The following is a 23,410-nucleotide window of genomic DNA, read 5'->3' as shown; positions in this document are numbered from 1 at the left end:
CTTATCCGTCGGTTCGCATACTGGCGCGTTCGCGGGCGCGCTTGTCCCGGTCGGCTTTCTCAACGGCATCCTGCAACTGACGCCCGAGGTCGCCGCCCGGTGCGCCGCCGTTGTTAAGCGTGATGTTGTAATGGCTCTGCCGGTTGTCGGTGTACGCTTTCCCGGCACCGGGAGCGGTAACGGGCTGATACGCCTGATAACCGCCATAAGAGCTGGTTGCGGGGATATACCCGCCGTTACTGATGGCCGGGTTTTGCGTCGCATTTGCTTTCGCAGCACCGGCTTTTTCCGCCGTTTTATCGAGGTCGCCCGATTCCTTGTTAATGACACCGAGCTTTTCCAGAACCCACTCAATACCCGCGCGCAGCTTGTTGAACGCTTTAAGCGGAAACATCAGCGCATCAGCCAGCCCCTGGCCGAATCGCATCCCGGCATCCTTGCAGGCGTTGAGTTGCTCCTGAGACGATTTCACCGGCTCAAGCAGGTTGGTAAACCAGTCCCAGGCGGCTTTGAGCTTTTCCCCCAGCCAGTTAAACATCGGTTTCAGCGGTGAGAACAGCTCCCCGACCGGCGCAAACGCCGCCTTAAGCCCTTCGATCACGCCCTCAAAAAAGGCCGAAATGGGCTCCCAGTATTTACGAATCAGCAATGCCCCGGCGACGATGGCGACGCCAATCGCGACAATCGGCCAGGTGAGCGCGCCGAGTACCGTCATGATCGCGCCACCCACGACGCTGAAGACGGTGCCGAGTACCCCGGCAATCGCAATGATGGCGTTGATACCGCTGATAACCGGGAACGCCACCAGACCGATTGCGCCGACAACCCCGATAATCCCGACGGCCACCGCCGCGATGGTGCTGATGGTCTGCGCCAGTCCCTTGTTTTTCTGGATCCAGCCGTCGAGCTTAAGCACATACCCGGTCGCGGTTTGCACCAGTTTGCGAAGGGAGGATTCCTGCTGGTCGAAAAGGTCTGTGCCGACCGCCTCATAAGCTGACTGGAATTCTTTGAAGTCGCCGCCGAGGTTGTCCTGCATGACCTTCACGAGCTCCTCGGTTTTGCCATCGGACGCCTTAAACGCGGCAGTAAGCTGGTCTAACTTGCCGGTCGACGCGGCTGTCATCAGCACCTGAGCCGCTGAGCTCGCCTCCTCGCCGAAAATGGTTTTCATGTATTCGGCACGTTGCCCGGTGCCGAGTTTATTTTTATCAAAGCTGGTCTGAATCTCTTTCAGGATGGTGAATATCGGGCGCGTGTTTCCCTTGCTGTCGGCGGTCTTGACACCAAGCTCCTTGATGGCAGTAGCCGCCTGGCCGGTCGGAGCCTGTAAACGGCTGAGCACCGCGCGGCTCCCCGTCCCGGCCATCGAGCCGGTAATTTTGGCGTCATGCAGCGCACCAATCATCGCCGCCGTTTGCTCAATACTTACACCGGCATTTTTTGCCACCGGTGCCGCATAGGTCAGCGCATCGCTCAGGCCGTCAAAGTCGGCGGCGGTCTTGTTCATCGTCATCGAGAGAACATCACCGATGTGCGCGACCTTATCGTTTGAAAGCTGGAAAGCCGATTTCATCCCCATCAGCAAACCGGCGTTTTCTTCCATCGTGCGCTTGTTCGCCAGCGCCATGTTCAGCGTGACCGGCGTAGTCGCCTGAATGGCGGCTACATCGCCGCCCGCTTTGGCAATGATGATTTGCGCCCCGGCAGCATCATCAGCCGAGGCGGCAGTGTTGTCGCCGAGCTGGCGCGCCTGTTTACGCAGGGCGGTCATTTCTGCTGAGTCTTTCGCTACGCCTAACGTCGCCTGTAGCTCGGAGTTCTTCTGCGCAAAATCAAATCCCGGCTTTAACAGTGCCGTACCGGCCAGCGTGGCAGTCGTGGCAATCCCGACACCGGCAGCGCCGACCGCCGCCGATTGACCGGCAAGCTCTTTTCCCGCCTGATAACGCTGCTTAACCGCGCTCAGTTTTGCCTGTTGCGCACTGACGCGCGCCAGCGCCTCGCGCTGCCGGTTAAGTTGCGAGGTGGTTTCACCAATACTGGTTTTCAGGCGGCGCTCATCAGCGGCCAGCGTGCGCGTGTTGATGCCCGCCTGGCTGAGTTCCTGCCGTGTACGCTGTACCGCTTCACGCAGACTGTTATGTTTAAGCTGGAGCGCGGCGGCATTTTTGCGCGCGGCTTCCATTGCGGCGGCCAGTGCGCGGGTCGGGTTTTCGGTCTGTTTAAACGCCACGGCCAGCGCGGCGGCTTCCTGTTTCGCTTTCGCCAGCGACTGGCTGGTCACGGCAAGCTGTGCGCTGGTCTTGCGAAAACCCTCGATTCTGGATGCCTGGCTGTTGAGCTCACGTAATGTGGTTTGCGTCGCCCGGATATCGCCGGCCAGCGTTTTGCTGGCCTTTTCGATGGATTTTAACGGGCGGGTCGCCTGGTCAACAGCCCTGAGCAATACCTGTAATTTCACATCACTCATTGGTGTTTCCGCTTCGCTGGAGCGCTTTTTCGCGCCATGTAACGAGCTCGGTCAGGCTCAGGGGAAATAACTCGGATGGCGGCCAGTGAAAAATCACCGCGATATCCGCCATCAGGTCATCGACTGACAGGTCGGGCGGGAAGGTTACTGCGCCGAACCCGGCGACAAAAAACCAATCACCTTACCGGCCAGCGCCACAAGGTCAGGCAGCTCCAGCGCGGCGACTTCCTGCTCGGTCAGTGACGGCGCAGTCACGCGGGGCAGTACTTTAATTAGCGCGTCGACGTCGGAGTTTGCCACCGAGGCGAGGCTGACGCCGCGCAGCGTTCCGGCGTTGGGTTTCATCAGGGTAATCTGGTCAATAACCTGCTCGCCGCGTTTGATGGGGGTTTCCAGGGTGATCACGTTTTCGTTTTTCATGGTGTTCTCTTCATAATCGGGAATGCGGGTAACCGGCCAGCGTCGCTGACCGGGTGAAAAATTACAGGCCGATATTGCGGCGGTGCTGTTCGAGGCGGTCGGTGCCGTTCACTTTCTCAATCATGTTGAGCGTGTCGATTTCAACCAGCTCTTTGCCGTCCATCGTCAGTTTGAAGTACGTGCAGATAACCGAGATTTTTGACTCGCTGTCTTCGCCCTGCTTACCTTCGCCTGTGTCGATCTCTTTCTGGCGGCCACGCATGACCACCTCAACGGCGACCGTTTCGCCGGTGTCGTCGCGCTGATAGGAGCCCGCAAAACGAACCGGCACGGCATCGACGCCGGTTGCGCCGTACAGCTCCCAGATAGCAGAATCCGGGAAACCGCCGAGCGACCATTCCATCGACAGGGCATCATCATCGAGCCCCATATCAATCGGCGCGACGCCGTTCATTCCTGCGCCGCGATAGTTCTCCAGCTTGCGGGTCAGCTTCGGCAGGGTGATGGATTTGGCGATCCCCTGATAGCTGTAGCCATTCAGAAACACATTCATGTATTTGAGCTTGCGCGGCATTGCCATTTAGTCTGGCTCCTTATTTGCTGTTGACCGAGGAAACCAGCGTCGCCAGATATTTATCGGTGATGCGCTGGCGTAAGGTCAGGTTTTCCAGTGGGGGAACCGGCGTGTAGTCGTAATCGATATACAGTTTTCCGGCTTTCAGGGTCTCTTTGTCGTTGGCCTCTTCGTCAAACCAGCAGCTCGCATCGACGATGTAACCGTTCATTTTGAGCTCGCGGAATTTGGCGTTAATGCCATCGACAATATCGCGGATAAGCGTCGCGGTGATGGGCTTGTCGACCGCCCACATGTGCGCGGCGGCCATCGTGTCGGCAATCACCTGCGCGGTGCGGGTGTAGTTCTCAAACAGGAATAACGGGTCATCGGAACAGGTGCGGTTACCCCAGAAACGAAAGCCATCCTTGCGAATCAGTGTCGTAACGCCCGCCTCGTTAAGCAAATCCGCATCGGTGCCGGGCTCCTGCAAATCCCAGAACACCGACGCGCTGATGCCGGTGACGCCATTAACGCCGACGTTAGACAGGGTTTTGTGCCAGCCGACCGACTGGTCGATGTAGGCGCGCAGACCGAGTGCACGGGCGGTGGCGTATGCCGTGGCGGTCGCATTTTTCACGGTATCCCAGGCGAGAAAATCCGGCCAGATAACCATCAGCTCGCGCTGGCTGAAATTGTCGCGGTATTTGATGGCATCAGATACTGTTTTGCAGCCCCACGCGCTGACGTAGCCGAACGCGCGCAGTTTCTGACAAACCGGCGCAAGGGCGGTCGCCACCTCCAGCGTGTCAAAACCCGGCACACCGAGAATGCGCGGCTTCACGCCGGTGACGGCTTCGGCGGTCAGCAGTGCCTTGAGGCCGGTGTATTTGCCGTGCTCGTCCGTGGTGCCGATGATATTGGAAACGGTCTGCGCGAGCGCAGCCTCTTCATCGTCGCCGGTGCCCTCCGCGACACGCACAACGACAATCACCGGTTTTGCCTGGTCAGCGATGGCCTGCAATGATGCCGCCAGCGTGCCTTTTTTACCGGCTTTTGCGATGGCGCTTTGTACGCTGGTAATCAGTACCGGCTCGTTAAGGGGAAAGGTCGCGGCATCGGCATCGCTGGCGGTGCAGACCATGCCGACAATGGCGGTCGAGACGGTGGAAATGACGCGCGTGCCGTCGTTAATTTCGACAACCTGCACGCCATGATGATAATCACTCATCCGTTTAACTCCGTGGTGTGGGGGTGAGTGATATTTTCAGGGCAGGTTTATTTGCAGACCAGCAAACAGAGCTGGCTGGGAGGTATTACAACAATTACGGATAATCAAAAAACGGGAGCAATGAGCATTTATCGCCCCCGCCAATGCATCAGGGCTGTTCAGGCCAACTGATATCCGGAGCAGAACTACAATCAACTACCTTGAGCGCCTTAACATAGGCAAGCCAGGTAATCAGGCTCGCTTTGTCGTCATCAGTAATGATGCCGAGTGTCAGCTCCGTTTGCCAGATACTGATAGCACTCTGCGCCGCTGACAGTAATGATGCTCGCTTTGATTCAGCGGCCGATATTTCTGCGGCATGTTGCGCATTGCGGTCTGTTACCCATTCAGTGCCACTCCATACGTCATAAGGGGTTATCGGGGCGAGCATCGTTGTTCCGGCGGGAAATTCACCAGGCGCAGAAACCTCGACAGGCTGACCGGTGGTAGTCGAATAAATTATTTCGCCCCGGTGATCGGCAAGAGATTCCCATGAAAGACCATCGACAGCCCTGCAAACGACCTTACCTTTGCGCCGTACCGGCGGTGCATCCGTACAGGAATTAGCAGGAAGACCAACGCCAATTGGGATATATTCGATTGAAGAAGAAAGAAATTCCCGCGTGTCACCCTTGAAATTAAAGATCGTAATATCACCGGCCACAGTGGCTATCATATTGTTATCTAATATTGCTTTCGCCATCATACCCCCCTCACGATGTAATTAAATGCGATGTTCCGTGGCCTTGATTCATTGCCACCCGATGAAGCCATGCGATCACCATATGGCCCCTGTCCCTCATTGATAGTGACCGAGGCTCTGACCGTTCCGTTTGCCTGAACAAACATCAATGTCTGGTCATGAACGTGAGCCGCGTTCTGGGAAGCCTGCCAGCTCAGCAAAGTACGCGACGGATCAGCTCTCCCGGCGTCATCCCACCCTCTGATAAATTCCCCCCGTAAGTCAGGCAATTTAAGGTTTGGATAGGCCTGCGCCAGCCTGGGATACTGTTCCGCCGTAAAAGCCGCGCCATTACACCTAATCCAGCCTTTAGGAGGTGTCTCCGTTGGCCAGGGTATCGGAACACCAGCCGGCAACGCAGAACCCTCACCTAAACCAAGGTATTCAAGAATTTCAGTCGCGCTTTTTCCCGACAGAGCCGTCAGCGTAGCGTTGCGTGGTTGCTTATCCTCCAGCGCAGCCGCCAGTTCACCGAGCGTATCCAGCTCAGGCGGCGCACCGTTAATCAGCGCCGTGAGCGCCGCTTTAACAAATGCCGTCGTTGCCAGTTGAGTGTCGTTTGCCGTCTGTGCTGCCGTCGGCGCTTTCGGCGCGCCGGTAAAAACCGGGCTGGCAAGGGGTGCATACTGCGTATGCGGGTTGCTGGCTGCGATATGCTGTTTCATCAGGTTGTCGCCGTAGTTTTTCACCTCGATAGCCTTGTCATCAGCATACTGGCGTGTTGCCAGCACGACCGACGGGTCAATTTTCAGCGTGACGGCAGCCGTCGAGGAGACAATCAGCACCATGCGGATGGTCTGAGTGCGCCCGCTTCCCTCCTGCAACTGCGGCTTGTAGGTTTCCGGGCAGTTCGCCACGGCAATTAACACGCCGCTATCGTCATAAAGACCGATTTCACGTATCCAGAAACCGCCCTCGTTCTCGGGGATAACCTGCTCGGCAATAATCTGGCTGGTATTGCTGGCGTCAATGCTCAGCATATTCAGCGGGGCGATGCGTTTCTGGTTAACCAGCTTCGTTTGCGTGGCGTCCGGCGTCGGCAATGTGCCGTTGCCATCGCCCACGGCCATTTGCGTAATGTTGAGCTTTGTACCCAGTGCGGTCGCGTTTGCCAGCAGTGCCGCGCCCTGGTTGGTCAGAATGGCAAAGAATTTCGCGGTCATGCGCTTACTCTCACGTTGTCGATAAAATGAATGGCCGAGGCCGGGAAATATTCCCCGCCGCCGGTGATGTCCTCAGGTAAATAGGGGTAAACGACCAGCTCGTCTCCGGCATAGCTTCCCGCGTCGACGTAACACTCGCCCGATGTGCTCAGGCTGATGGCAAGCCCGGTCAGGTGGCGGCTGGCGGGTTTCGCATCATTGATAAGCCGCTCCAGCTCCTGATACATCTCGTCGGTGATGCCGCCGTCGAGCACGCCCACCACCAGGCGAAATGTGCCCGGCTCTTCGTTAAGCTCCCACCACTCGCGCACCTCGATAAGAAAACCGAGCGGCTCCACCACGCGGCGCAGGGCGCTGATGGTGCCCTTGTGCTGATGGACGAAAAACGAGGCCGTTATCACCCGGCGTTTCGTGGCTTCCGGCCAGTCGGCATCCCACCGGCCGACCGACAGGGCCCATGCCAGATAGGGCAATAGCGCCACCGGGCAGGTCTGCGGATTCCACAGGGTGCGCAGCGGCACCGGGACGCGGGCAATCTCAGCCGCTGCGGCTGCGGCGGCCACTTCCAGCGGCGACGAGCCAACGGGTAACAGCCGGTCACTATTCATCGTTTCCCCCGGTGGTGATGCTGTACCCGGTGCAGTAAGACGCCTGATGTTTGCCGAGCACGATGTCGCCTGGCGGCTCGTTCAGATCCACGCGCTGGACGCCTTCAACATGCAGCGCGGCATAAATGGCTGACCGGCGAACGTCACGCCCCAGCCGGTGCTGCGCAGTAATATAGGCTTTCAGTTTCTGCTCAGCCGTGGCGCGAATGGGTTCCGCTTCGGGGCCAGGGTAAAACCAGAGTGTGGCGGCCACCGCATACGGCACAATCTCCGCCGCCCGCACCGTCACGCGGTCACCCACCGGGCGCACGTCATCCGCGTTGAGCGCCTTTTCCACCACGGCCAGCAGGTCACCGGCGGCGGTGCCGTCACCCTCGCGGGCAAGCACGGTGATGGTCACACAGGCCGGTGTCGGGCTCTCGACAGAAATATCAGCGACACGCCCGTCGGCGCTGCGTCCGTGGTATTCATAGGCACCAACCGGACCGGCCACACTGAGCCCCTCAAACGCCTGTTGCGCGCGCAGACGCAAATCGGCATCGGACTCCATCACCGCCGCCACCGGCGGGATGGCGGTCTCGTCTGCCGGGGTGATGGTCAGCCGTGCGGTGTTGTTGTTCGCGGCCATCACATCAAGGTCGCTCCCTTCGGCGCTTGCCAGCGTCACCGCGCGGGCGGCTTCGTTGACGCGCTGCCGCCAGATAACCTCCCGGTAGGCGTTCTCTTCCAGAAATTTGGTCAGTGGCTCGGACTCCAGCGCCAGTGTGCGGGCGACGGCGTCCTGTTGCTCCGCCGGAAACAGCGAAACCAGTGTCGCCTTGCGCTCGGCGAGAATGCTCTCGTAATCCAGCGCCTCAACCACATCCGGCGCGGGGAGCTGGCTTAAATCAACAATCGGCATGGTGTTAGCTCACAGGGATGGTTAACGAAAGGGCGTCGCCGGTGCTGGCAATCTCGCCGGTCAGGCTGACCACCATGCGACCATCAGACTGACGCTCGGTGGTCACCGCGCTTAAGGTGATGCGCGGCTCCCATTTCAGCACCGCGAAATAACAGGCGACCCTGATTTGCAGCTCCAGCGCCGGGGTCTGCGGCTGGTCAATCATGGAAGACAACAGCGAGCCGTAATCCCGGCGCATCACGCGCGAGCCAACCGGCGTCCGCAAAATGTCGCTCAGGCTCTGGCTGATGTGTTCCGCGTCGGTGATTGTCCCGCCGGTACTGCGGCGCAAACCGGTGTAACTGGCTGTCATAATGGTGTTCCTGTCGTGCCGCCGCTGTCGCCGGGGTGTTTGTGGGTATGCAGCACTTTGCCATTGGACGACAGCGCACCGCCGCTGTGCTCAATATCGCCGCGCATGGTGCCGCCTTTCTGCACTTCCAGCGAACCGGTGATGAGCTTGTTCGTGCAAATCACCTCCGGCGTATCGAGCGTGATGCGCACAGACGCTTTGACTGTTACCACCGGCACGGTGGCGGTGAGGGACTCGGATGCGGTGACGTCGGCGGTTTTGATGCCGCTGACGGTCAGGGAGCTGGTTTTCGGTTCGTACTCGATAACCGCGCCATCGGGGAAAGCAACATGCCAGGCGTCCGCCGAGGCAGACGGCGCGGGATTCTCATCGGAGAAAATACCGGGCAGCACAAACGCGGTATCGAGCTCGCCCCCGACGGCCAGGATTAACACCTGTTCACCAACGGAAGGAGCCCACCACGTACGCGAACGCCCCGCGCGCTGGGTCAGCCACTGGAGCCAGTCGGTAATAATGCCGCCGGTCTGCACACGGCAGCGACCGGCAGCGAGATCGGTTTCGACCACAAAGCCGGTGCGTACCATATTGCGGAGAGCGCGGGCAAGTTCGTTGATGTTTGCTGGTATGTTCATACAACGAAGAATGCCTAAAACATTAAAGGTATGGTATTGAAAGCCGTTATATGGATAACCACACATCATTTGGAGAGGGAGTTATGCCAGAGTCATTAGTTGAAAAAAAAGAAATATTAACCTACATCCTTTACATTGTTGTTTTTATTTTTGTAATGAGCAGGGCTTATGGAATAGCCAACTTATTAAGATTTTTATTCCGCCACCTGAACATTGGTTACTCAGACAGAAAAATGAAATTTCTCGATGAAAAATGGTTCAATGTTCAGCTTTTCAAAATAATAAACCGAATAAATATCACAAAAATAGAAGATGCAAGACTAATTCAGAAAGGTTTAAATGATGGATTTTTAAAATCATCGGACTTTTATTTCACGAGCTCATGGGGAGATGTAACACTCCCTATGTCTTTACCAAGAAAAATCCGTTCATTTATGATGGGATTAACTCTGGTTATTCTTGGCTCTGTGGCATGGTATGTACAAGAGCCCATTATTGAAGGCTATGCAAAATTCGATTATAAAGAGTTTAGTTATTATATCTCGAAGGATAACTTTTTCATCACAAACAAATATACTAAAAACAGTCCTCCAACAATCCATAGTAAAGAAGATTGTAAAAATTCCTTAGAACTTATCGATAGCACATCAATCTTTGCGATAGCCTGCACAAAATTCCTTGATGAGAGTAAGTCATATCAATGGTGGCTTGCTGATGAAATAAAATCAATTAACAAAGCTAAAAAGTCCTTATCAACATTAGCGTATATTTATTTAACACTTGGAACAATATGGCTATTTTCATTAGTGCAACATTTGACAGCAGGAAAAAAAGTAAGGGAATATAAAGCCTCTATTGAGAATACATAACCAACATAAAACAAGTGCGTAGCCTTATACTCCCTAGGCTACGTACAACACTTAATTTTTTCGGCAACGACGCAACTTACATAGCGCACAATATAACTTTAGAGTTATCTGTCATAGAACTTTTCGATCATCTCCCTGCATTCCTCACATGCTTTCTCATAATCTTTAAACTCTTTACTATAGAATAAAAAGAAAGCTTTCTTTATCTGAGGTATCTCAATAAAAATAAACTCATTAACCTTATGAAAGAAATGAAAGCTCCCGTTTGATGTTTTAAAAACAACCAGAGAATGGTACTTATTACCCTTCCTCTTTGTAGTGAGGTTTCGCCTACTCTTTCTCAATATTCGAAATACCTGTCCTGGAGTGGTGTCGCGACCCCAAAACATAGCGACAGGAATATTTGATAAGAAAGGTATATATTCATTACCTTTATATTTTAAAAAGCGATTTCTAAGATCCATTAATTGCAATTTAAAACCTATATACTGTAACCACCAAATAATACAATCACGATCATAGTTATTGAACTCTTCAGGTTCCTTTTCTACTAACATCCTTTTTAAGTTATCTTCGAAAGCCCCAAGCAAGTCTGAATTACATGTTCTACATGCGGGAATTGTTGCTCTAATGTAAGTAGTAGGCTGATTATTCTTCGCGCTCACCAAATATTTTGCTGGATTTGCCTCAAACGCCCATTGCGGGATGATGTGCTCTTTTGTAATCTCAACTGTGCTTCCACATAGAACACATAAGTCTGCATTATGCTCTGCTATTATGCGTTCCATCACAACGCCTTGCGATTGCTTGATTTTAGTTCTTAAAATCCCAAATTTCCTATCCATGCCGTTTACTCACATAAACTATGTGTTTAATAGCCATAGTAATATCTCTTCTTCTATTCCTTGTATAGTGACCCCATCAAAACCCAACAACTGCCTTTTAGGATATTGCACCTCCTCACTATTGCGCGCTGGCCGGTCTTTAAGCCCATACTGATGAACCCGCGCAATACGCTGCACTTTCCCGGTAAATTCCACCACTGCCGCCCTGTCATTACCGCTGGCTGTCAGATAGCGGTTAGTGCGCAGTTTTGCGAACATCTCCCGCTTAATCCGGCCTCTCTTTGCGCGTAGCGACTGGCTTTTTCGTGGTGCGTATGGCGTCCCGTCGGGCGCTTTTTGCGATTTAATCCGCTGTTGCTGGCGCTGGCGCAGCTTCTTCGCTATATCGACAGTCAGACGTCGGCGGCCTGCGGGCGAAAGAGCAGCAAGCAACCCCGCGAGCTTATCGTCGAATGGCTTAAATTCATCCATTCCACTGACTCACCAGTTCACCATTGATATATAACTTATCCGGGCGCGTCACCGGCTCCGGTAGTGGCGGTTCCGGGATGCATCGCACATGCAGCGCCGCGCCAACCTCATCAACCAGCGTTCGCTCGGTGAGTAACAGGCTGATGCTGATATCAAAACTACTGTCATTGTTAATATCAGCCTCGAAGACAAAGCCTTTTTTCTGCCCGGTGTCGGTACTGAGAATATCAGGCTGATGTTCGCGCAGCCAGGCCAGTACCGGCACGAGGATCAAATCAAAATCGCCTGTAAAATCCGTGACAACCACATTCAGCGTGTACTGTTTTTCAAACGACAGCGAGGTCGCCAGCGTGGCGGCAATGTTGCCGCTGTCCACGTACAGGCGCAGCATATCGGGGTTAGTCGCCAGCACCGGCGCGGCATTAATCAGGGCTTTTCGCAGACTGTCGGGTTTGAGCATCGATATCATCCTGGCATTGTTTGACGGTTTCGACCTGAAGCGCACAGCTTTCCAGCGCCCGCTCAAGGTTGCGGATATCCGCACTTAAATCGCCGTTGGTATGTGGATCACTTCCCGGCATCGGGCAAAGGCTCACTTTCGGGCAGCCGTTGTAAACAGTCACCGGCACTGGCGCAGGCGGCGCGCTTGTGCAACCGGCGCACAGCATCAGGCAAGTCAGCGCTGTACCAGCGGCGAAAGGCTTCGTTTTCATTGAGCAACCTCGTTATGGTCTGTTCCCGCCGGGCTTCCCGCTCCCCGGCGGCAAGCAGCTTCTGGCGTAAATCCACCTGCGCCCGTTCGTTTTTATCCGCCCGGTCACTGGCAACAATGAGCTGATTTTTCAGCATGCCAATCGTCGTTTTCTGCTCGCTGGCAACGCGGCTGGCTTTATCAAAAGACTCGCGAAGAGTGCCGTTTTCATGGCGCAGCCACAGCAGGCCGACGACGGTCAGAATCAGCAACACGATTAGCGTTTTCATTCTGCCCCCTTAAGGCAGTAATCCCGCTCGCGCTTGCGGCGGTTTTCCATCCCGGTATTTCTCACGCCATCGATATAGACCCAGCGCGGGAGCTGATCACAGGCCTGTTGCCACTTTTTCTGGTTCAGGAAATAGACCAGCGTGGACTTACATGCCGCGCCGGTGCCGACGTTAAAGGCGAAACTGACCACCGCGTCGTAAACCTGCGGCGGCATGTCGACCGGCGCGCAGACCGCAAGGCGGCGCTCCGTATTCAGCACGTCAGTAACAAGATTTTTTGCCGCGTCCTGCTCGGTGATATCGCGTTTCGGCGCGACCCCGGCAGTGTGGCCGATGCCTGATGTCCATACCCCCGCGCTGCACTGGTAGGGGCGCAGACGGCACCCCTCAAGGTCTGCCAGCAGGGCGAGACCGTCCGGGGAGGTACTGAGTAAACGAAAATCAGGCAACAGTGCCGCCAGTGCCAGCACCGCGACCACACTGCAACGCTTAACGATTGATGACATTGTTAATCTCCTTACTGCTCAGGGCGTTTTGTCCGACCTGTAGCGCAAGCAGCGCATAGCTTTTGCGCCTGTAATACCAGTTCACCCCGACAGTCGCCACGACGCCCAGCGCGCCGAAATACGCGGCAAAGTCCTGCGGCGTCATGGCACCAAAGAAGGTCAGCGCGACGCTTATCCAGTAGGCGAGCGAGGAGGTGATTTTTTCCATACTCAGTCCCATAAATTCACCGTTTCCTGTACGGGCGCGGTCTGAATGTCCGGCAGTTCGATCGCCGTGCCGTAAGGCAGCACCGCGCCGAGTTCAGCCAGTCCCGGATTCGCAGCGAGCACCGCCTCGAATACCCCCTCAGTACGCCCGTAATGACGGACGCAGATGACATCGAGCGTGTCGCCCTGATGCGCGATGACCTTCATCAGATTTGTCCCACGATGCAGCGCGGTTTGTCCTGAATGCGCGCCACTGACCAGCGCATGTCCCGCCACAGCTCATCAATCGTGGTATCGATGCTGTCGGCTTTTTTGTCGCCTTTCGCGCTCGCATCCACGCCGCGATAACGTTCATACAGTGTGGCGGTTGCCATCGCACACACGGCGCGCTGGTAATGAAAAACCCGCGTGCTCTCGCCGTCGATGTCATCCGAGGGCACATCAGCAAGGCGCGCAAAGCCCGCCTTAATCTGGCTTTCGCGGTACTCAAAAAGCTCGGCGTTCGTCTCGGCAATGCCGGTTTTGATGGCATGGCGCAGCCGCGCCGGGGCGATAGTCTGCTCAAGGCGCATCAGCTCACGCACACGTTTCGGCTCAATGTCGGGAAAGAAAAACGTGTTTTTAATCACCGGCTCGTCGCCCGCGGGCGGCGGGATGACCACGGTGTTATCCGGCTGCGGCTCTTCGTTTTTATTAATAATCAGCGTCGTCATGACTACCTCTGAAAAGGCGGGCGGTGGACGCCGGTTGCTGAAAAGGTGAAACACCTTCACTGACCGGCGTGCCGCCCTGGCGCGGGGCGCATTCTGTTAACCGGCGTTTTTGCGGGGGCGTCCCCGCCCGCGTTTCGCCGGTGTGGCTGTTTTTTTCTGTGTCGCCGCTTTCGCGGGCGCTTTCGGCGCGGGTTTTGCGGCAACAGACTTCGGATTCAGCTCGCGCGTGAGGCGCTCAATGTCCTTACGCACTCCGGCATTACGGTCGAGCTGGATCGCGCGTTGCAGATGGGTCATGGCGTCAGTGAGCTGACCGGCATCGCGCAGTGTCAGACCGGCGACCTTATGCAGCCGGGCGCGCACTTCGTCGGGCATGTCGGCTTTTGCGGTCATGCTGATGACGTCGAGAAGGATCGCCGCACTGACCGGCTGACCGGCATCGCGGGCGCGCAGAGCTGCGAGCGCCACCTCTTCGGCCAGCATGTAAGGCACGGTGCGCGCATGATTTTCCGGCATCGACAGGTTGTAGCGCAGCGCATAGCGGGCGATTTCCAGCGCGCCGGGAATATCACCGGCATCGAGACGCCACAGCATGACCGTCATTAAAATGGCATCCTGCGCGCCGGTGCCGTTCTCCAGTACGCCCGTCACCCACGGCAGATAAAACGGCAGCAGCTCGCGCTTTTTGTCGGCTTTACGCTCTTTCGAGTGGATTTCTTTCAGCGTCCGGCGGTCTGCGGCCAGCTTAACGAGCATCTGCTCATAAGCGGTGGCATGGCGCAGCGGGGCGTTATCCCGCTGCGCGGCCAGCATGGCCGAGACCCGCATCGCGTGACGCTGTGCGGGGCTCGCCATCGGTTACGCTCCTTCGCCGGTGGTGGAAGTTTCCGACCCGCCAGCAGGTGCGGCCGTCAGGGCTTTCATGGCGTCGACGATTGCCGCCGCAAACACAGTGGCGGTGGTGCCTTCCGGGGTTTCCTCTTCTTCCGGCTCAAGAATTTCGATGTTCTCAATCAGGCAACCGGCTTCGTAATCTTCAATCACAAAGTCGACTTTCACCTGCTCGTAGTTTTCCACCTGGTCGAGCTTCGGATTCTCGATGATGTGGCGGCGGTGGCCGTCCTCGTAGAGATAAATCGAGAGATTATCCAGCGTGGTGATCAGAATGCTGTTCGCCGGGAAGAACGGCGCGCGCACCGCCTGTAACTGGCCGATGGTTTTCTGGCTGATAATCAGCTCCCCGGCCAGTTGCTCGGTGTTCGGCTGGAATTTATTGATCATCGGGAAATATTTGTCGGTCAGGATGCGCCGCCCGCACACGACCACCATTTCCGGGTTTTCGCGGTGAATTTCGGCAATCAGCGTTTCATGCGCATCCATCACCAGCGCGTCGAGGTTTTTGTAATGCCCTTTCTTGCCGACCTTGATGGTCGTGGAAATGACCGCGCCGGTGTCATCAACGACCTTATTCATGACGCGCGCCGGTGCATCGTTGCGGTACTTCTGCAACCAGCCGACGGCCACATCCTGCAACAGCGGGTTTTTCTGGCGGTCAGAGGTTGCCGCACGGCTCACGCCGTTAAAGCCGATGGTGATGTAATCCAGCGCCTGGCGCTTGACGATCGCGTCGCGGATGCGGGTCTGGAAGTCCTGGAAACGCGCCCACAGATCGAGCTTGTTGTACTTCATGTGAAAATCGAAGTTCACCGGCTGACAGAAATAGCGGTAAGCGTCCATTTTCGAAAAATCAGCGGTCTTGCGCTCCACGCCGTTCGACGTGTCGGCAGTGCTGGCAATCGTGCCGTTGACGTCGATGCCGATTTTCTCCTCGGTCAGCTCGCCGACCACCACCATGTTGATTTTTTGCAGGAAGGAAGAGGATTGCTGGATCTTGTCAAACAGCGTCTGCGTCACCGACGGCTCAACGCTGAATTTCTTGCTCAGGTCGTCCACGCTGACGAAGTTAAGCTCAGCGAGGCGGGTCAGCCAGGCATTAAATTTAAAGCGGGTTTCTTTACGCATTGTGTCGTTTGTCCTGTGATGAAAGAGGGAGGCCGGTTAGCAGTCGGTCAGCGCAGCGGCAGCACCGTCGCCGCCGGTGCTCAGTTTGCGGCGCGGCTGCGTGTTACCCGGTGTTTTGTCCAGGGTGGCGGTGATCGCACTGAATTGCTCAGTGGTTTTGCTCGCCTCATCAGCCACGCTTTTCTTAAGCGCGGTGAGCTCGCTCTCCAGTGAGGTGAAACGCGTTTCGGCATTGTCCTGACTGGTCTGGACGCGCTCCGCAATCGTGGTCACGGCTTCGTGGACATCGTTAAAACGGGCGTCATCAGAGGACTGGCGACGGCTGAAAATGGCTTTCACCGAGTCAGTCAGCTTGTTCAGCAGGGTTTCGGGGGCGTCCTCGAATTCCAGCTCGGCCAGGGTGGCAACAGAGAACAGGTTTTCCGGGCTGGCCTTGAAGCGCTGGAGCGGGTTGTGTTTGGCGGTGCGGCAGAATTCCAGATACTCAGTGCCGAGGCTTGCCGGGTCATCAGTGACGGCCAGACCAACCAGATAGCATTTGCCGCTGTTGGCGAAATTCGGCTGAATTTCCATTGAGGTATAAACTTTCTGGCCTTTCGCCACCATATCGACCAGCGTGTCGAGCGGGGCAATTTTGCCGAACAGCGCCAGCTTGCCGTTAAGCGCGGAATCGTCCTCGATTTTCTCCGCTTTCAGCTCAACCACATCCCCGTAACGGGCGAAAGCGCCGTCAGGCAACAGGCCGCGCAGGTGTTCGAGGTTGATGCGGCAGCCGTAAACACGCGGGTCGAATGAATCGGCCATTTCCTGAATATCGGCCGCGCTGATAATGCGCCCGTCGCAGGTGTCACCCTCGACGCCGATACGAAAGAATTTTGAGACTTTTTTTGCCATCGTCAGCAGTCCTGATTATGTGTGAAGGAGTCACGTTGATTTCAGGGGCTAGTTTCCCGGCTCGTCCGCTGGTTCGCCATCAGTCACGGATGGCTTGCCCCCTGCACATCAGCGGCTTAGCGAATCGCCGGTCGCGCTTGAGTAGCCTTGCCCTGTATCCATGACGGCGAGGCAGGCATGACCATCACCACCGACACCACACTCTTAAATGACCCGCGACGACAGGCGGCGCTGTTGTACTGGCAGGGGTTTTCCGTGCCGCAAATCGCGGAAATGTTGCAGACCAAACGCCCGACGGTGCAGAGCTGGAAACAGCGCGACGGATGGGACGACACCGCCCCGTTAGACCGGGTGGGAAATACCTTAGAGGCGCGGTTAATTCAGCTCTATGCCAAGCCGGAGCTGACCGCGCATGATTTCAAGGTTGCTGATTTTCTGGCGCGCCAGATGGAGCGCTTTGCGCGCATCAACCGTTACGGCCAGACCGGCAACGAGGCCGACCTGAATCCCAACGTGGCCAACCGCAATAAAGGGGAGCGCAGGAAGCCGAAAAAGAATTATTTCAGCGAGGAAGCCATAGAAAAACTGGAAGAGATTTTCTTCGACCAGTCTTTCGCCTATCAGCTCGGCTGGCACAAGGCCGGGCTGGAGCACCGCATCAGGCACATCCTTAAATCCCGCCAGATTGGCGCAACATTTTATTTTGCCCGCGAGGCGCTGTTACGCGCCCTGCAAACCGGCCAGAACCAGATATTTTTATCGGCGTCGAAAACACAGGCGCATGTGTTCCGCAAATACATCATCGCCTTTGCCCGCCTTGTCGATGTCGACCTGAGCGGCGACCCGATTGTTATCGGCAACAACGGCGCGGAGCTGTTATTTCTCGGCACCAATTCAAACACCGCGCAGAGCCATAACGGCGACCTGTATGTCGATGAAATATTCTGGATCCCCAATTTTCAGAAACTGCGCAAAGTGGCGTCGGGCATGGCGTCGCAAAAACACCTGCGCACCACCTATTTTTCGACGCCCTCCTCACTCGGTCACGGCGCGTACCCGTTCTGGTCAGGCGACCTGTTTAACCGGGGGCGCGCCAGCGCCAGCGAGCGGGTTGATATCGATATCAGTCACGCGGCGTTAGCGCGCGGCGTGGCATGTGCTGACGGGCAGTGGCGGCAGATTGTCACCATCGAGGACGCGCTCGCCGGGGGCTGCACGCTGTTTGACCTGGATGCCCTGCGGCGGGAAAACAGTGCGGATGACTTCCGCAACCTGTTCATGTGTGAATTTGTCGATGACAAGGCGTCAGTGTTTCCGTTCGAGGAGCTGCAACGCTGCATGGTCGACAGCATGGAGGAATGGACGGATTTTCAGCCATTTGCCGACCGGCCATTCGGGCATCGCGTGGTGTGGATTGGTTACGACCCCTCACACCGTGGCGACAGCGCCGGGTGCGTGGTTATCGCGCCGCCGTTGGTTGCCGGGGGCAAGTTCCGCATTCTGGAGCGCCACCAGTGGAAAGGGATGGACTTTGCCACACAGGCCGAATCCATCCGCGAGCTCACGCAAAAATACAACGTGGAATACATCGGCATCGACTCGACCGGGCTCGGTCAGGGCGTGTTCCAGCTTGTACGCTCGTTTTACCCGGCAGCGCGTGACATTCGCTACACGCCGGAAATGAAAACCGCGATGGTGCTCAAGGCCAAGGACACCATCACGCGCGGATGTCTCGAATATGACGTCAGCGCCACCGACATCACGCAGTCGTTTATGTCCATCCGCAAAACCATGACCAGCAGCGGGCGCAGTGCCACCTATGAGGCCAGCCGCACCGAGGAAGCCAGCCACGCGGATTTAGCCTGGGCGACCATGCACGTACTGATTAACGAACCGCTGACCGCCGCGACCGGCCAGTCGTCATCTTCCATTCTGGACTTCAACTGATGAGCAAAAATAAAAAGCAAAAATACACACCGAAACCGCGCCAGCACACTGCCGCGCCCGCACAGAGTATGGAGGCGTTTACCTTCGGCGAACCAGTGCCGGTGCTTGATAAGCGCGAAATTCTCGATTATGTCGAATGCGTCCATAACGGCCAGTGGTACGAGCCGCCGATAAGTTTTTCGGGGCTGGCAAAAAGTATGCGCGCCGCTGTTCACCACAGCTCGCCGGTGTACGTTAAACGCAACATTCTGGTGTCGACGTATATCCCGCACCCTCTGTTATCACGTCAGGATTTCAGCCGATTTGTATTAGATTTCCTTGTTTTTGGTAACGCTTTTTTGGAGAGACGCTTTAGTCTATCCGGAAAGACACTCAAGCTTGAAACATCGCCGGCAAAGTACACCCGGCGCGGCGTGGAGGAGGATTCCTACTGGTATATTCAGAACTTCACGAAACCGCATCAGTTTGCGCCCGGTTCCGTGTTCCACCTGCTGGAGCCCGATATTAACCAGGAGATTTACGGAATGCCGGAATATCTCAGCGCGCTTAACTCAGCGTGGCTGAATGAGTCGGCGACGCTGTTCCGGCGCAAGTATTACCAGAACGGTGCGCACGCGGGTTACATTATGTATGTCACCGATGCCGCGCAAAGCAGTACCGATGTTGAGGCGCTGCGCAAGGCGATGCGGGATTCGAAAGGGCTCGGAAACTTTAAGAACCTGTTTTTCTATGCGCCGAACGGGAAATCCGACGGCATTAAAATAATTCCGCTAAGTGAAGTGGCAACCAAGGATGACTTTTTTAATATTAAAAAAGTTAGCGAAAGCGACCTGTTAAGCGCACATCGTGTGCCACCGCAACTGATGGGGATGATGCCGAACAATACCAGTGGTTTCGGTGACGTCGTGAAGGCTGCACAAGTATTTGTTCGTAATGAATTAACTCCGTTACAAGAGCAGCTTAAAGAAATCAATAATTGGGTTGGTGAAGACGTAATGAATTTCAGCTTATATGCACTTATTGACTTCACAAAATAAAAATTTAATGACAGGGCGAGGAAACCTCGCCCTGCAATTTTAAGAATACATATCTTCCCACATATCCATATATTTCCGAACAAAGACATCCACATCCAAAACAGTAACATCATGATCTTTATAATACTTATACACCCCCCTAGCATCTTCCAGCCTACTTCCAAAAACATCGTCTCTCGGAGCAACCAAAAATTTATTAAAAGCCCAAGGGTGAAGCATATTAAAAGCCCATAAAGGCACTTTGTCGACTGGAAGGGATATATCCAAATAATCTTCATGATAACAGGGGATAACATATCTTAACTGACGTGATTTAGAATTTAATCCTTTCTTAATTAACGCTTTATCAACGCTGATATTCTCTTTCCCATCATCATTAAGAATGACGTTAAAAGTGTGATATTTTCCGCCATATCTTACATCCTCTTCGTGCTCACCTGTAAAAATAAATCTCACACTATACTTAAGTCTGACGCATAATTCCGCGAGACAAACAGTAAGGTAGCTATTAAAATCTATCAAGTTTTTATTTCTTAAACCACCCACATGGAAACCAATTGGCTTCTCTGAGAAAAAATAATCTTTTACCGGAATGCCATTAATAACATAATCCTGCCAGAGATTATCATTTTTTATATCAAACCTAGAGTAGTAAAAAAAAGCGGCTTCACTTTTATCATCAGTATTATTTGTTATATGGACTCTATTTTCTTTAACAACAAGATTTATCAAATCTAAAAGATCGCCAAGCTTCTCACGTTTAAGTTCGGCCCTATTGATAGTCACCCAATCACCAGCATTATCGCAAAATAAATCAACCACGCCTGAAACCCCACTCAATCCTGAAGTCAGGAATTTTGCTTCTATTTTGCTTCGCTTATAATAAACTGAGGACGTATACTTTGATTCAAGATCCACTCTTAGAGCGAAATCCATACCATTAGTAAAATCTGTATGAAAAACTTCTTCCTCATCATTTGTATTTTGGTTTAAGAAATTATCACCATTTAATAAAAGTTCTATTGGAGATGATCTAAATGTTTGTCCTATTAAGTCCGCAATAATAGAGGGAATAATTTCAAGCTTGTCATGGCAGAATGGATCAAAACTCCTAACTACATTTGAAGCAGAGGAGGGAACTGATGTAGGTATTTTATTCTCACTTATTGATAAAGCCACCTCAGTCCCATGGAAATAATCATCTTTAAATTCTCTAATTTTAAAATCAGGATTCGAACCTGTTTTAATAACCTCTATTATATAGCCACTACCATAAGGGCAGCGTGTTTTAATTACTACATCATCACTCATAGTAAAAACGCTTTGAAGCCCTATCCCGAAAAAACCATTAGGCTTTGCCCAATTTGGCATTGAATTCAAAAAACGCTTTCTTTTTGAGCTAGAGGGAGAGCCGACGTTTAATACTTTTTTGACATCCTCTAAAGACATTCCTGTAGCATAATCTCTAACACTTAATCTATATTTTAACTTATCATCAAATGACGTCAAAGGGTGTAATAGAATATCAATTTTCTCTTTATTTAAAAGATTTATAAATTGCTCCCGCAGTTCTATATCGCAATATTCCTCAATCCGGCCTTGAAATTTGTAATCAATATCACTCCAGACCTTATATATCGTAGCATCAATGGCATTTTGTATAATCTCTCTGATATATGGATATTTTTCATTATAAATGGATGTATTCGTAATATAGTCATAAACCCTTTTAATATCTAATTTTATCTTTGGGGGGGCATTATCAATCCCGATATGATCTATTAGTTTGCATTCCAATTTAGATATTACTGGCAGGGTTTTATATTTATTATTCGGCGAGATATTGTTCCAATTATTTTTCTGAAAATGAAACTCATCTGCGATATAATCAAACCAACCTCTTTGAGCGTTATAACTCCCATATTCTTTACATATAGAGACAATTTCTATTAGGTCACAATTAATATAAAGACTTGTAACTGAATCATGCTTACCTTTATGATCAATTGATGTTTTCGGAACGTCACCTATACTTGCCATTAAGGTTTCACAAAACCGTCCGTCATCAATATCTAATAAATCCCCAAGTCTCAGAAGAGCGGCTACGTAACGAGGATGAGCATAATCGTTCGCATCCATGCCGTCATTAGTATGCGGCAATCTCAAGATCTCACATCTATCCTTTCCATGGCACTCTACAATTTCAGACATAATTCCAAATAATCTACTCGGGATTAGATAGTTCCTCGGTGACTTAACTTCTATAAGTTCTGGGTTATAAACATACTCACCAGACACTTTTGGATGCTTTCTGCGAAAATAGTCGGCAATTAAAAACATCATTGAGTCAGAAAACTGAAGTATATCATCAAACGACTCTATGTTAGTTTTATTTTTTATTTTCTTAGCATGTATACTTAAATCAGATTGAAATTCAATGTGTTCATCAAGAAATATTTGAAACTCCTTATCATTAACCAAATCTTTTTTTTGCTGTTTAGTAATAATCATACCTGCATCATGCCAATAACATGATTCCAGCAATAACCAGCAATCAGTTGCTGATAGTTTATCGATATCAGGTAAAATTATCTTTTCTATTTGCGTTATTATTGTTGATGAATGGGATGAGTCATGCAGACTATAGTGAGGGAAAGTAGTTGATACAGCATTAAGGGCTCTTTGCAGAAGTTTTTTATCAAATTCCCACTGCGCCAATAATAACGAATAGTTACTATTAGTTTGTGCAAGGCTTCTCAACCGCTCTTCTATTGCCATTTTGATTTTCCTTTTTCTCGGGGTCTGAGCTAATCACGGCGTTGCGCTTACAATAAACATTTTATGAACGAGCGCGCAATGCTTTCCCCGCCTCGCCTGCCCGCTTCAAAGGGCGGTTTTGATGCAGTTGTACTAAGCCATTGGCACCATGCCAGTTCTGGCATCATAGACAAGTAGACTTATATTAAAATAAATGCGACTTCATGCATCCTATTGACGCATTGCTATTGAACTTTTACTTGCAATTCAGTAGGGTTAATGCTTTTGGGATTTTTTTTCAAAATGCACATCGATAATTCTGCTCAGACACTACGCAGCTTCCTGACCAAGTTAAGGCAACAAGATCAAGGTCTATCTACTAAGAAAGCATTAATCAATGTCTTTGATATACCAGAAAGTCCGGAAAGGGATTCTATTTTATGGGAAAAAATTGCTAAATTTATGTGCATCCCCCAAAAAATTAATGAAACCATACAAGACTATTTCCCAGACGAAGAAATTCCCGCCCCAAACTGGAGACCATCGCTCCATCAGTTTTTCACCTGTCTGAATCTCAATGAACCTTTGCAAAATGCGCTGTCGCGCGTGAGCGACGCTGCTTTAAACGATCTTGGAATGTTATCTATCCTTTTTAAAACAAAAGGGCAAGTTGGAAAGCTAAAAACTGATAAAATACAAGAAATTATGCAACAATTACTTGAGCTAAAAAAATCCGTTATGGGATCAGAATTTGAAGTAGAAACTAGAAAAGACATTTTGCACTACATCAATAATATGATTCGTGCTTTCGAAGATTATGAGCTAACTGGCATCGAACCAATTATCTCTGCAACGGAGGCAACAATGGGACATGCCTGCATGTCAGAGCCTTTTAATAAAATGATGAAAACTACCGAAACAGGCTCAAAATTAAAAGATATCGTGAAGACAACCGTAGAGTCGATCAATCGTGTTGAGGGGTTGGTTAGCTTGGGAGCTAATGGGTTAACTCTTCTTGAATATTTTAATAAATGATATTATTTCCAG

Annotated in this window: 28 protein-coding genes; 4 read left to right on the top strand and 24 right to left on the bottom strand. The window is 52.5% G+C overall.

Features of this window, described 5'->3' with window-relative positions; all coding sequences use genetic code 11:
- Nucleotide 1: 1 nt before the first annotated feature.
- The 11 genes from RT644_RS03975 to RT644_RS03925 all read right to left on the bottom strand — a co-directional run bounded on the left by RT644_RS03975 (nt 2) and on the right by RT644_RS03925 (nt 9,114).
- The gene (locus RT644_RS03975) at nt 2-2,473 is read right to left on the bottom strand and encodes a phage tail tape measure protein (RefSeq protein WP_313625826.1); all 2,472 of its coding nucleotides are present in this window, start codon (nt 2,471-2,473) and stop codon (nt 2-4) included.
- The gene (locus tag RT644_RS03970; protein WP_020455315.1) at nt 2,466-2,585 is read right to left on the bottom strand and encodes a GpE family phage tail protein; all 120 of its coding nucleotides are present in this window, start codon (nt 2,583-2,585) and stop codon (nt 2,466-2,468) included. Before RT644_RS03970 ends, RT644_RS03975 begins: the two co-directional genes overlap by 8 nt.
- Before the next feature lie 32 nt (nt 2,586-2,617).
- Nucleotides 2,618-2,893 carry a phage tail assembly protein gene (locus RT644_RS03965; protein ID WP_313625823.1) on the bottom strand — a complete coding sequence of 92 codons (276 nt, stop codon included), beginning with the start codon at nt 2,891-2,893 and terminating at the stop codon, nt 2,618-2,620.
- Between the two features lie 61 nt (nt 2,894-2,954).
- Nucleotides 2,955-3,473, bottom strand: coding sequence for a phage major tail tube protein (locus tag RT644_RS03960; protein WP_313625822.1), 519 nt, complete (start codon nt 3,471-3,473; stop codon nt 2,955-2,957).
- Nucleotides 3,474-3,486: 13 nt separating this feature from the next.
- Nucleotides 3,487-4,677, bottom strand: coding sequence for a phage tail sheath protein (locus RT644_RS03955; protein ID WP_313625820.1), 1,191 nt, complete (start codon nt 4,675-4,677; stop codon nt 3,487-3,489).
- A gap of 148 nt (nt 4,678-4,825) precedes the next feature.
- A complete protein-coding gene (locus RT644_RS03950; protein WP_313626152.1) occupies nt 4,826-5,419 on the bottom strand; it encodes a tail fiber assembly protein in 594 nt (197 codons plus the stop codon).
- Entirely contained in the window at nt 5,419-6,621 is a 1,203-nt protein-coding gene (locus tag RT644_RS03945) for a phage tail protein (protein WP_313625818.1), read from the bottom strand. The genes RT644_RS03950 and RT644_RS03945 overlap by 1 nt, the downstream gene beginning before the upstream one ends.
- On the bottom strand, nt 6,618-7,229 hold the full coding sequence (locus tag RT644_RS03940) for a phage tail protein I (RefSeq protein WP_313625816.1): 612 nt from the start codon (nt 7,227-7,229) through the stop codon (nt 6,618-6,620). Before RT644_RS03940 ends, RT644_RS03945 begins: the two co-directional genes overlap by 4 nt.
- Entirely contained in the window at nt 7,222-8,130 is a 909-nt protein-coding gene (locus RT644_RS03935; RefSeq protein WP_313625814.1) for a baseplate assembly protein, read from the bottom strand. Before RT644_RS03935 ends, RT644_RS03940 begins: the two co-directional genes overlap by 8 nt.
- Before the next feature lie 4 nt (nt 8,131-8,134).
- Nucleotides 8,135-8,482 (bottom strand): GPW/gp25 family protein, encoded by a 348-nt coding sequence (locus tag RT644_RS03930; RefSeq protein WP_313625812.1) that lies wholly within the window; start codon nt 8,480-8,482, stop codon nt 8,135-8,137.
- On the bottom strand, nt 8,479-9,114 hold the full coding sequence (locus tag RT644_RS03925) for a phage baseplate assembly protein V (RefSeq protein WP_313625810.1): 636 nt from the start codon (nt 9,112-9,114) through the stop codon (nt 8,479-8,481). The genes RT644_RS03930 and RT644_RS03925 overlap by 4 nt, the downstream gene beginning before the upstream one ends.
- A gap of 50 nt (nt 9,115-9,164) precedes the next feature.
- Here RT644_RS03925 and RT644_RS03920 point away from each other — a divergent pair, with 50 nt between their 5' ends.
- Nucleotides 9,165-9,983, top strand: coding sequence for a hypothetical protein (locus RT644_RS03920; protein ID WP_313625808.1), 819 nt, complete (start codon nt 9,165-9,167; stop codon nt 9,981-9,983).
- 104 nt (nt 9,984-10,087) lie between these two features.
- Here RT644_RS03920 and RT644_RS03915 read toward each other — a convergent pair whose 3' ends face one another.
- From RT644_RS03915 to RT644_RS03860, 12 genes are all read right to left on the bottom strand, one after another.
- Nucleotides 10,088-10,828: a hypothetical protein gene (locus tag RT644_RS03915; protein WP_313625806.1), complete on the bottom strand. Its 741-nt coding sequence runs from the start codon at nt 10,826-10,828 to the stop codon at nt 10,088-10,090.
- Nucleotides 10,829-10,846: 18 nt separating this feature from the next.
- Nucleotides 10,847-11,299, bottom strand: a complete 453-nt coding sequence (locus tag RT644_RS03910) for a phage virion morphogenesis protein (RefSeq protein ID WP_313625804.1) — start codon at nt 11,297-11,299, stop codon at nt 10,847-10,849.
- Nucleotides 11,292-11,759: a phage tail protein gene (locus RT644_RS03905; RefSeq protein WP_313625802.1), complete on the bottom strand. Its 468-nt coding sequence runs from the start codon at nt 11,757-11,759 to the stop codon at nt 11,292-11,294. The genes RT644_RS03910 and RT644_RS03905 overlap by 8 nt, the downstream gene beginning before the upstream one ends.
- Nucleotides 11,722-11,967 (bottom strand): Rz1-like lysis system protein LysC, encoded by a 246-nt coding sequence (lysC, locus tag RT644_RS03900; protein WP_313625800.1) that lies wholly within the window; start codon nt 11,965-11,967, stop codon nt 11,722-11,724. The genes RT644_RS03905 and lysC overlap by 38 nt, the downstream gene beginning before the upstream one ends.
- Nucleotides 11,867-12,280 carry an Rz-like lysis system protein LysB gene (gene lysB, locus RT644_RS03895; RefSeq protein WP_313625798.1) on the bottom strand — a complete coding sequence of 138 codons (414 nt, stop codon included), beginning with the start codon at nt 12,278-12,280 and terminating at the stop codon, nt 11,867-11,869. The genes lysC and lysB overlap by 101 nt, the downstream gene beginning before the upstream one ends.
- Nucleotides 12,277-12,786 carry a lysozyme gene (locus RT644_RS03890; protein WP_313625796.1) on the bottom strand — a complete coding sequence of 170 codons (510 nt, stop codon included), beginning with the start codon at nt 12,784-12,786 and terminating at the stop codon, nt 12,277-12,279. The genes lysB and RT644_RS03890 overlap by 4 nt, the downstream gene beginning before the upstream one ends.
- The gene (locus RT644_RS03885) at nt 12,770-13,006 is read right to left on the bottom strand and encodes an HP1 family phage holin (protein ID WP_097406025.1); all 237 of its coding nucleotides are present in this window, start codon (nt 13,004-13,006) and stop codon (nt 12,770-12,772) included. Before RT644_RS03885 ends, RT644_RS03890 begins: the two co-directional genes overlap by 17 nt.
- Nucleotides 12,997-13,200, bottom strand: a complete 204-nt coding sequence (locus tag RT644_RS03880; RefSeq protein ID WP_313625793.1) for a tail protein X — start codon at nt 13,198-13,200, stop codon at nt 12,997-12,999. Before RT644_RS03880 ends, RT644_RS03885 begins: the two co-directional genes overlap by 10 nt.
- The gene (locus RT644_RS03875) at nt 13,200-13,706 is read right to left on the bottom strand and encodes a head completion/stabilization protein (RefSeq protein ID WP_175273208.1); all 507 of its coding nucleotides are present in this window, start codon (nt 13,704-13,706) and stop codon (nt 13,200-13,202) included. Before RT644_RS03875 ends, RT644_RS03880 begins: the two co-directional genes overlap by 1 nt.
- A gap of 96 nt (nt 13,707-13,802) precedes the next feature.
- Nucleotides 13,803-14,561: a terminase endonuclease subunit gene (locus RT644_RS03870; RefSeq protein ID WP_313625790.1), complete on the bottom strand. Its 759-nt coding sequence runs from the start codon at nt 14,559-14,561 to the stop codon at nt 13,803-13,805.
- 3 nt (nt 14,562-14,564) lie between these two features.
- Nucleotides 14,565-15,728 carry a phage major capsid protein, P2 family gene (locus RT644_RS03865; RefSeq protein ID WP_313625788.1) on the bottom strand — a complete coding sequence of 388 codons (1,164 nt, stop codon included), beginning with the start codon at nt 15,726-15,728 and terminating at the stop codon, nt 14,565-14,567.
- 36 nt (nt 15,729-15,764) lie between these two features.
- A complete protein-coding gene (locus RT644_RS03860; protein WP_313625786.1) occupies nt 15,765-16,622 on the bottom strand; it encodes a GPO family capsid scaffolding protein in 858 nt (285 codons plus the stop codon).
- Nucleotides 16,623-16,799: 177 nt separating this feature from the next.
- On the opposite strand from RT644_RS03860, the gene RT644_RS03855 reads away from it, so the two are divergent.
- A complete protein-coding gene (locus RT644_RS03855; protein WP_313625784.1) occupies nt 16,800-18,569 on the top strand; it encodes a terminase ATPase subunit family protein in 1,770 nt (589 codons plus the stop codon).
- On the top strand, nt 18,569-19,606 hold the full coding sequence (locus tag RT644_RS03850; RefSeq protein ID WP_313625782.1) for a phage portal protein: 1,038 nt from the start codon (nt 18,569-18,571) through the stop codon (nt 19,604-19,606). The genes RT644_RS03855 and RT644_RS03850 overlap by 1 nt, the downstream gene beginning before the upstream one ends.
- 39 nt (nt 19,607-19,645) lie before the next feature.
- Here the strand turns inward: RT644_RS03850 and RT644_RS03845 are convergent, their stop codons facing one another.
- Complete coding sequence (locus tag RT644_RS03845) at nt 19,646-22,384, bottom strand: hypothetical protein (protein WP_313625780.1); 2,739 nt, start codon at nt 22,382-22,384, stop codon at nt 19,646-19,648.
- Between the two features lie 258 nt (nt 22,385-22,642).
- Here RT644_RS03845 and RT644_RS03840 point away from each other — a divergent pair, with 258 nt between their 5' ends.
- Entirely contained in the window at nt 22,643-23,398 is a 756-nt protein-coding gene (locus tag RT644_RS03840; RefSeq protein ID WP_313625778.1) for a hypothetical protein, read from the top strand.
- Nucleotides 23,399-23,410: the final 12 nt, after the last annotated feature.

Origin of the sequence: Kosakonia sp., assembly GCF_032104925.1 — a bacterium.
Lineage (GTDB): Bacteria > Pseudomonadota > Gammaproteobacteria > Enterobacterales > Enterobacteriaceae > Kosakonia.
The sequence above is the reverse complement of the archived record's forward strand: the minus strand, read 5'-3'. Positions and strand labels throughout refer to the sequence as shown.

Coding starts and splice junctions, on each gene's coding strand:
- RT644_RS03975 (WP_313625826.1), bottom strand. CDS start 2,473: ATGAGTGATGTGAAATTACAGGTATTGCTCAGGGCTGTTGACCAGGCG.
- RT644_RS03970 (WP_020455315.1), bottom strand. CDS start 2,585: ATGGCGGATATCGCGGTGATTTTTCACTGGCCGCCATCCGAGTTATTT.
- RT644_RS03965 (WP_313625823.1), bottom strand. CDS start 2,893: ATGAAAAACGAAAACGTGATCACCCTGGAAACCCCCATCAAACGCGGC.
- RT644_RS03960 (WP_313625822.1), bottom strand. CDS start 3,473: ATGGCAATGCCGCGCAAGCTCAAATACATGAATGTGTTTCTGAATGGC.
- RT644_RS03955 (WP_313625820.1), bottom strand. CDS start 4,677: ATGAGTGATTATCATCATGGCGTGCAGGTTGTCGAAATTAACGACGGC.
- RT644_RS03950 (WP_313626152.1), bottom strand. CDS start 5,419: ATGGCGAAAGCAATATTAGATAACAATATGATAGCCACTGTGGCCGGT.
- RT644_RS03945 (WP_313625818.1), bottom strand. CDS start 6,621: ATGACCGCGAAATTCTTTGCCATTCTGACCAACCAGGGCGCGGCACTG.
- RT644_RS03940 (WP_313625816.1), bottom strand. CDS start 7,229: ATGAATAGTGACCGGCTGTTACCCGTTGGCTCGTCGCCGCTGGAAGTG.
- RT644_RS03935 (WP_313625814.1), bottom strand. CDS start 8,130: ATGCCGATTGTTGATTTAAGCCAGCTCCCCGCGCCGGATGTGGTTGAG.
- RT644_RS03930 (WP_313625812.1), bottom strand. CDS start 8,482: ATGACAGCCAGTTACACCGGTTTGCGCCGCAGTACCGGCGGGACAATC.
- RT644_RS03925 (WP_313625810.1), bottom strand. CDS start 9,114: ATGAACATACCAGCAAACATCAACGAACTTGCCCGCGCTCTCCGCAAT.
- RT644_RS03920 (WP_313625808.1), top strand. CDS start 9,165: ATGGATAACCACACATCATTTGGAGAGGGAGTTATGCCAGAGTCATTA.
- RT644_RS03915 (WP_313625806.1), bottom strand. CDS start 10,828: ATGGATAGGAAATTTGGGATTTTAAGAACTAAAATCAAGCAATCGCAA.
- RT644_RS03910 (WP_313625804.1), bottom strand. CDS start 11,299: ATGGATGAATTTAAGCCATTCGACGATAAGCTCGCGGGGTTGCTTGCT.
- RT644_RS03905 (WP_313625802.1), bottom strand. CDS start 11,759: ATGCTCAAACCCGACAGTCTGCGAAAAGCCCTGATTAATGCCGCGCCG.
- lysC (WP_313625800.1), bottom strand. CDS start 11,967: ATGCTGTGCGCCGGTTGCACAAGCGCGCCGCCTGCGCCAGTGCCGGTG.
- lysB (WP_313625798.1), bottom strand. CDS start 12,280: ATGAAAACGCTAATCGTGTTGCTGATTCTGACCGTCGTCGGCCTGCTG.
- RT644_RS03890 (WP_313625796.1), bottom strand. CDS start 12,786: ATGTCATCAATCGTTAAGCGTTGCAGTGTGGTCGCGGTGCTGGCACTG.
- RT644_RS03885 (WP_097406025.1), bottom strand. CDS start 13,006: ATGGGACTGAGTATGGAAAAAATCACCTCCTCGCTCGCCTACTGGATA.
- RT644_RS03880 (WP_313625793.1), bottom strand. CDS start 13,200: ATGAAGGTCATCGCGCATCAGGGCGACACGCTCGATGTCATCTGCGTC.
- RT644_RS03875 (WP_175273208.1), bottom strand. CDS start 13,706: ATGACGACGCTGATTATTAATAAAAACGAAGAGCCGCAGCCGGATAAC.
- RT644_RS03870 (WP_313625790.1), bottom strand. CDS start 14,561: ATGGCGAGCCCCGCACAGCGTCACGCGATGCGGGTCTCGGCCATGCTG.
- RT644_RS03865 (WP_313625788.1), bottom strand. CDS start 15,728: ATGCGTAAAGAAACCCGCTTTAAATTTAATGCCTGGCTGACCCGCCTC.
- RT644_RS03860 (WP_313625786.1), bottom strand. CDS start 16,622: ATGGCAAAAAAAGTCTCAAAATTCTTTCGTATCGGCGTCGAGGGTGAC.
- RT644_RS03855 (WP_313625784.1), top strand. CDS start 16,800: ATGACCATCACCACCGACACCACACTCTTAAATGACCCGCGACGACAG.
- RT644_RS03850 (WP_313625782.1), top strand. CDS start 18,569: ATGAGCAAAAATAAAAAGCAAAAATACACACCGAAACCGCGCCAGCAC.
- RT644_RS03845 (WP_313625780.1), bottom strand. CDS start 22,384: ATGGCAATAGAAGAGCGGTTGAGAAGCCTTGCACAAACTAATAGTAAC.
- RT644_RS03840 (WP_313625778.1), top strand. CDS start 22,643: ATGCTTTTGGGATTTTTTTTCAAAATGCACATCGATAATTCTGCTCAG.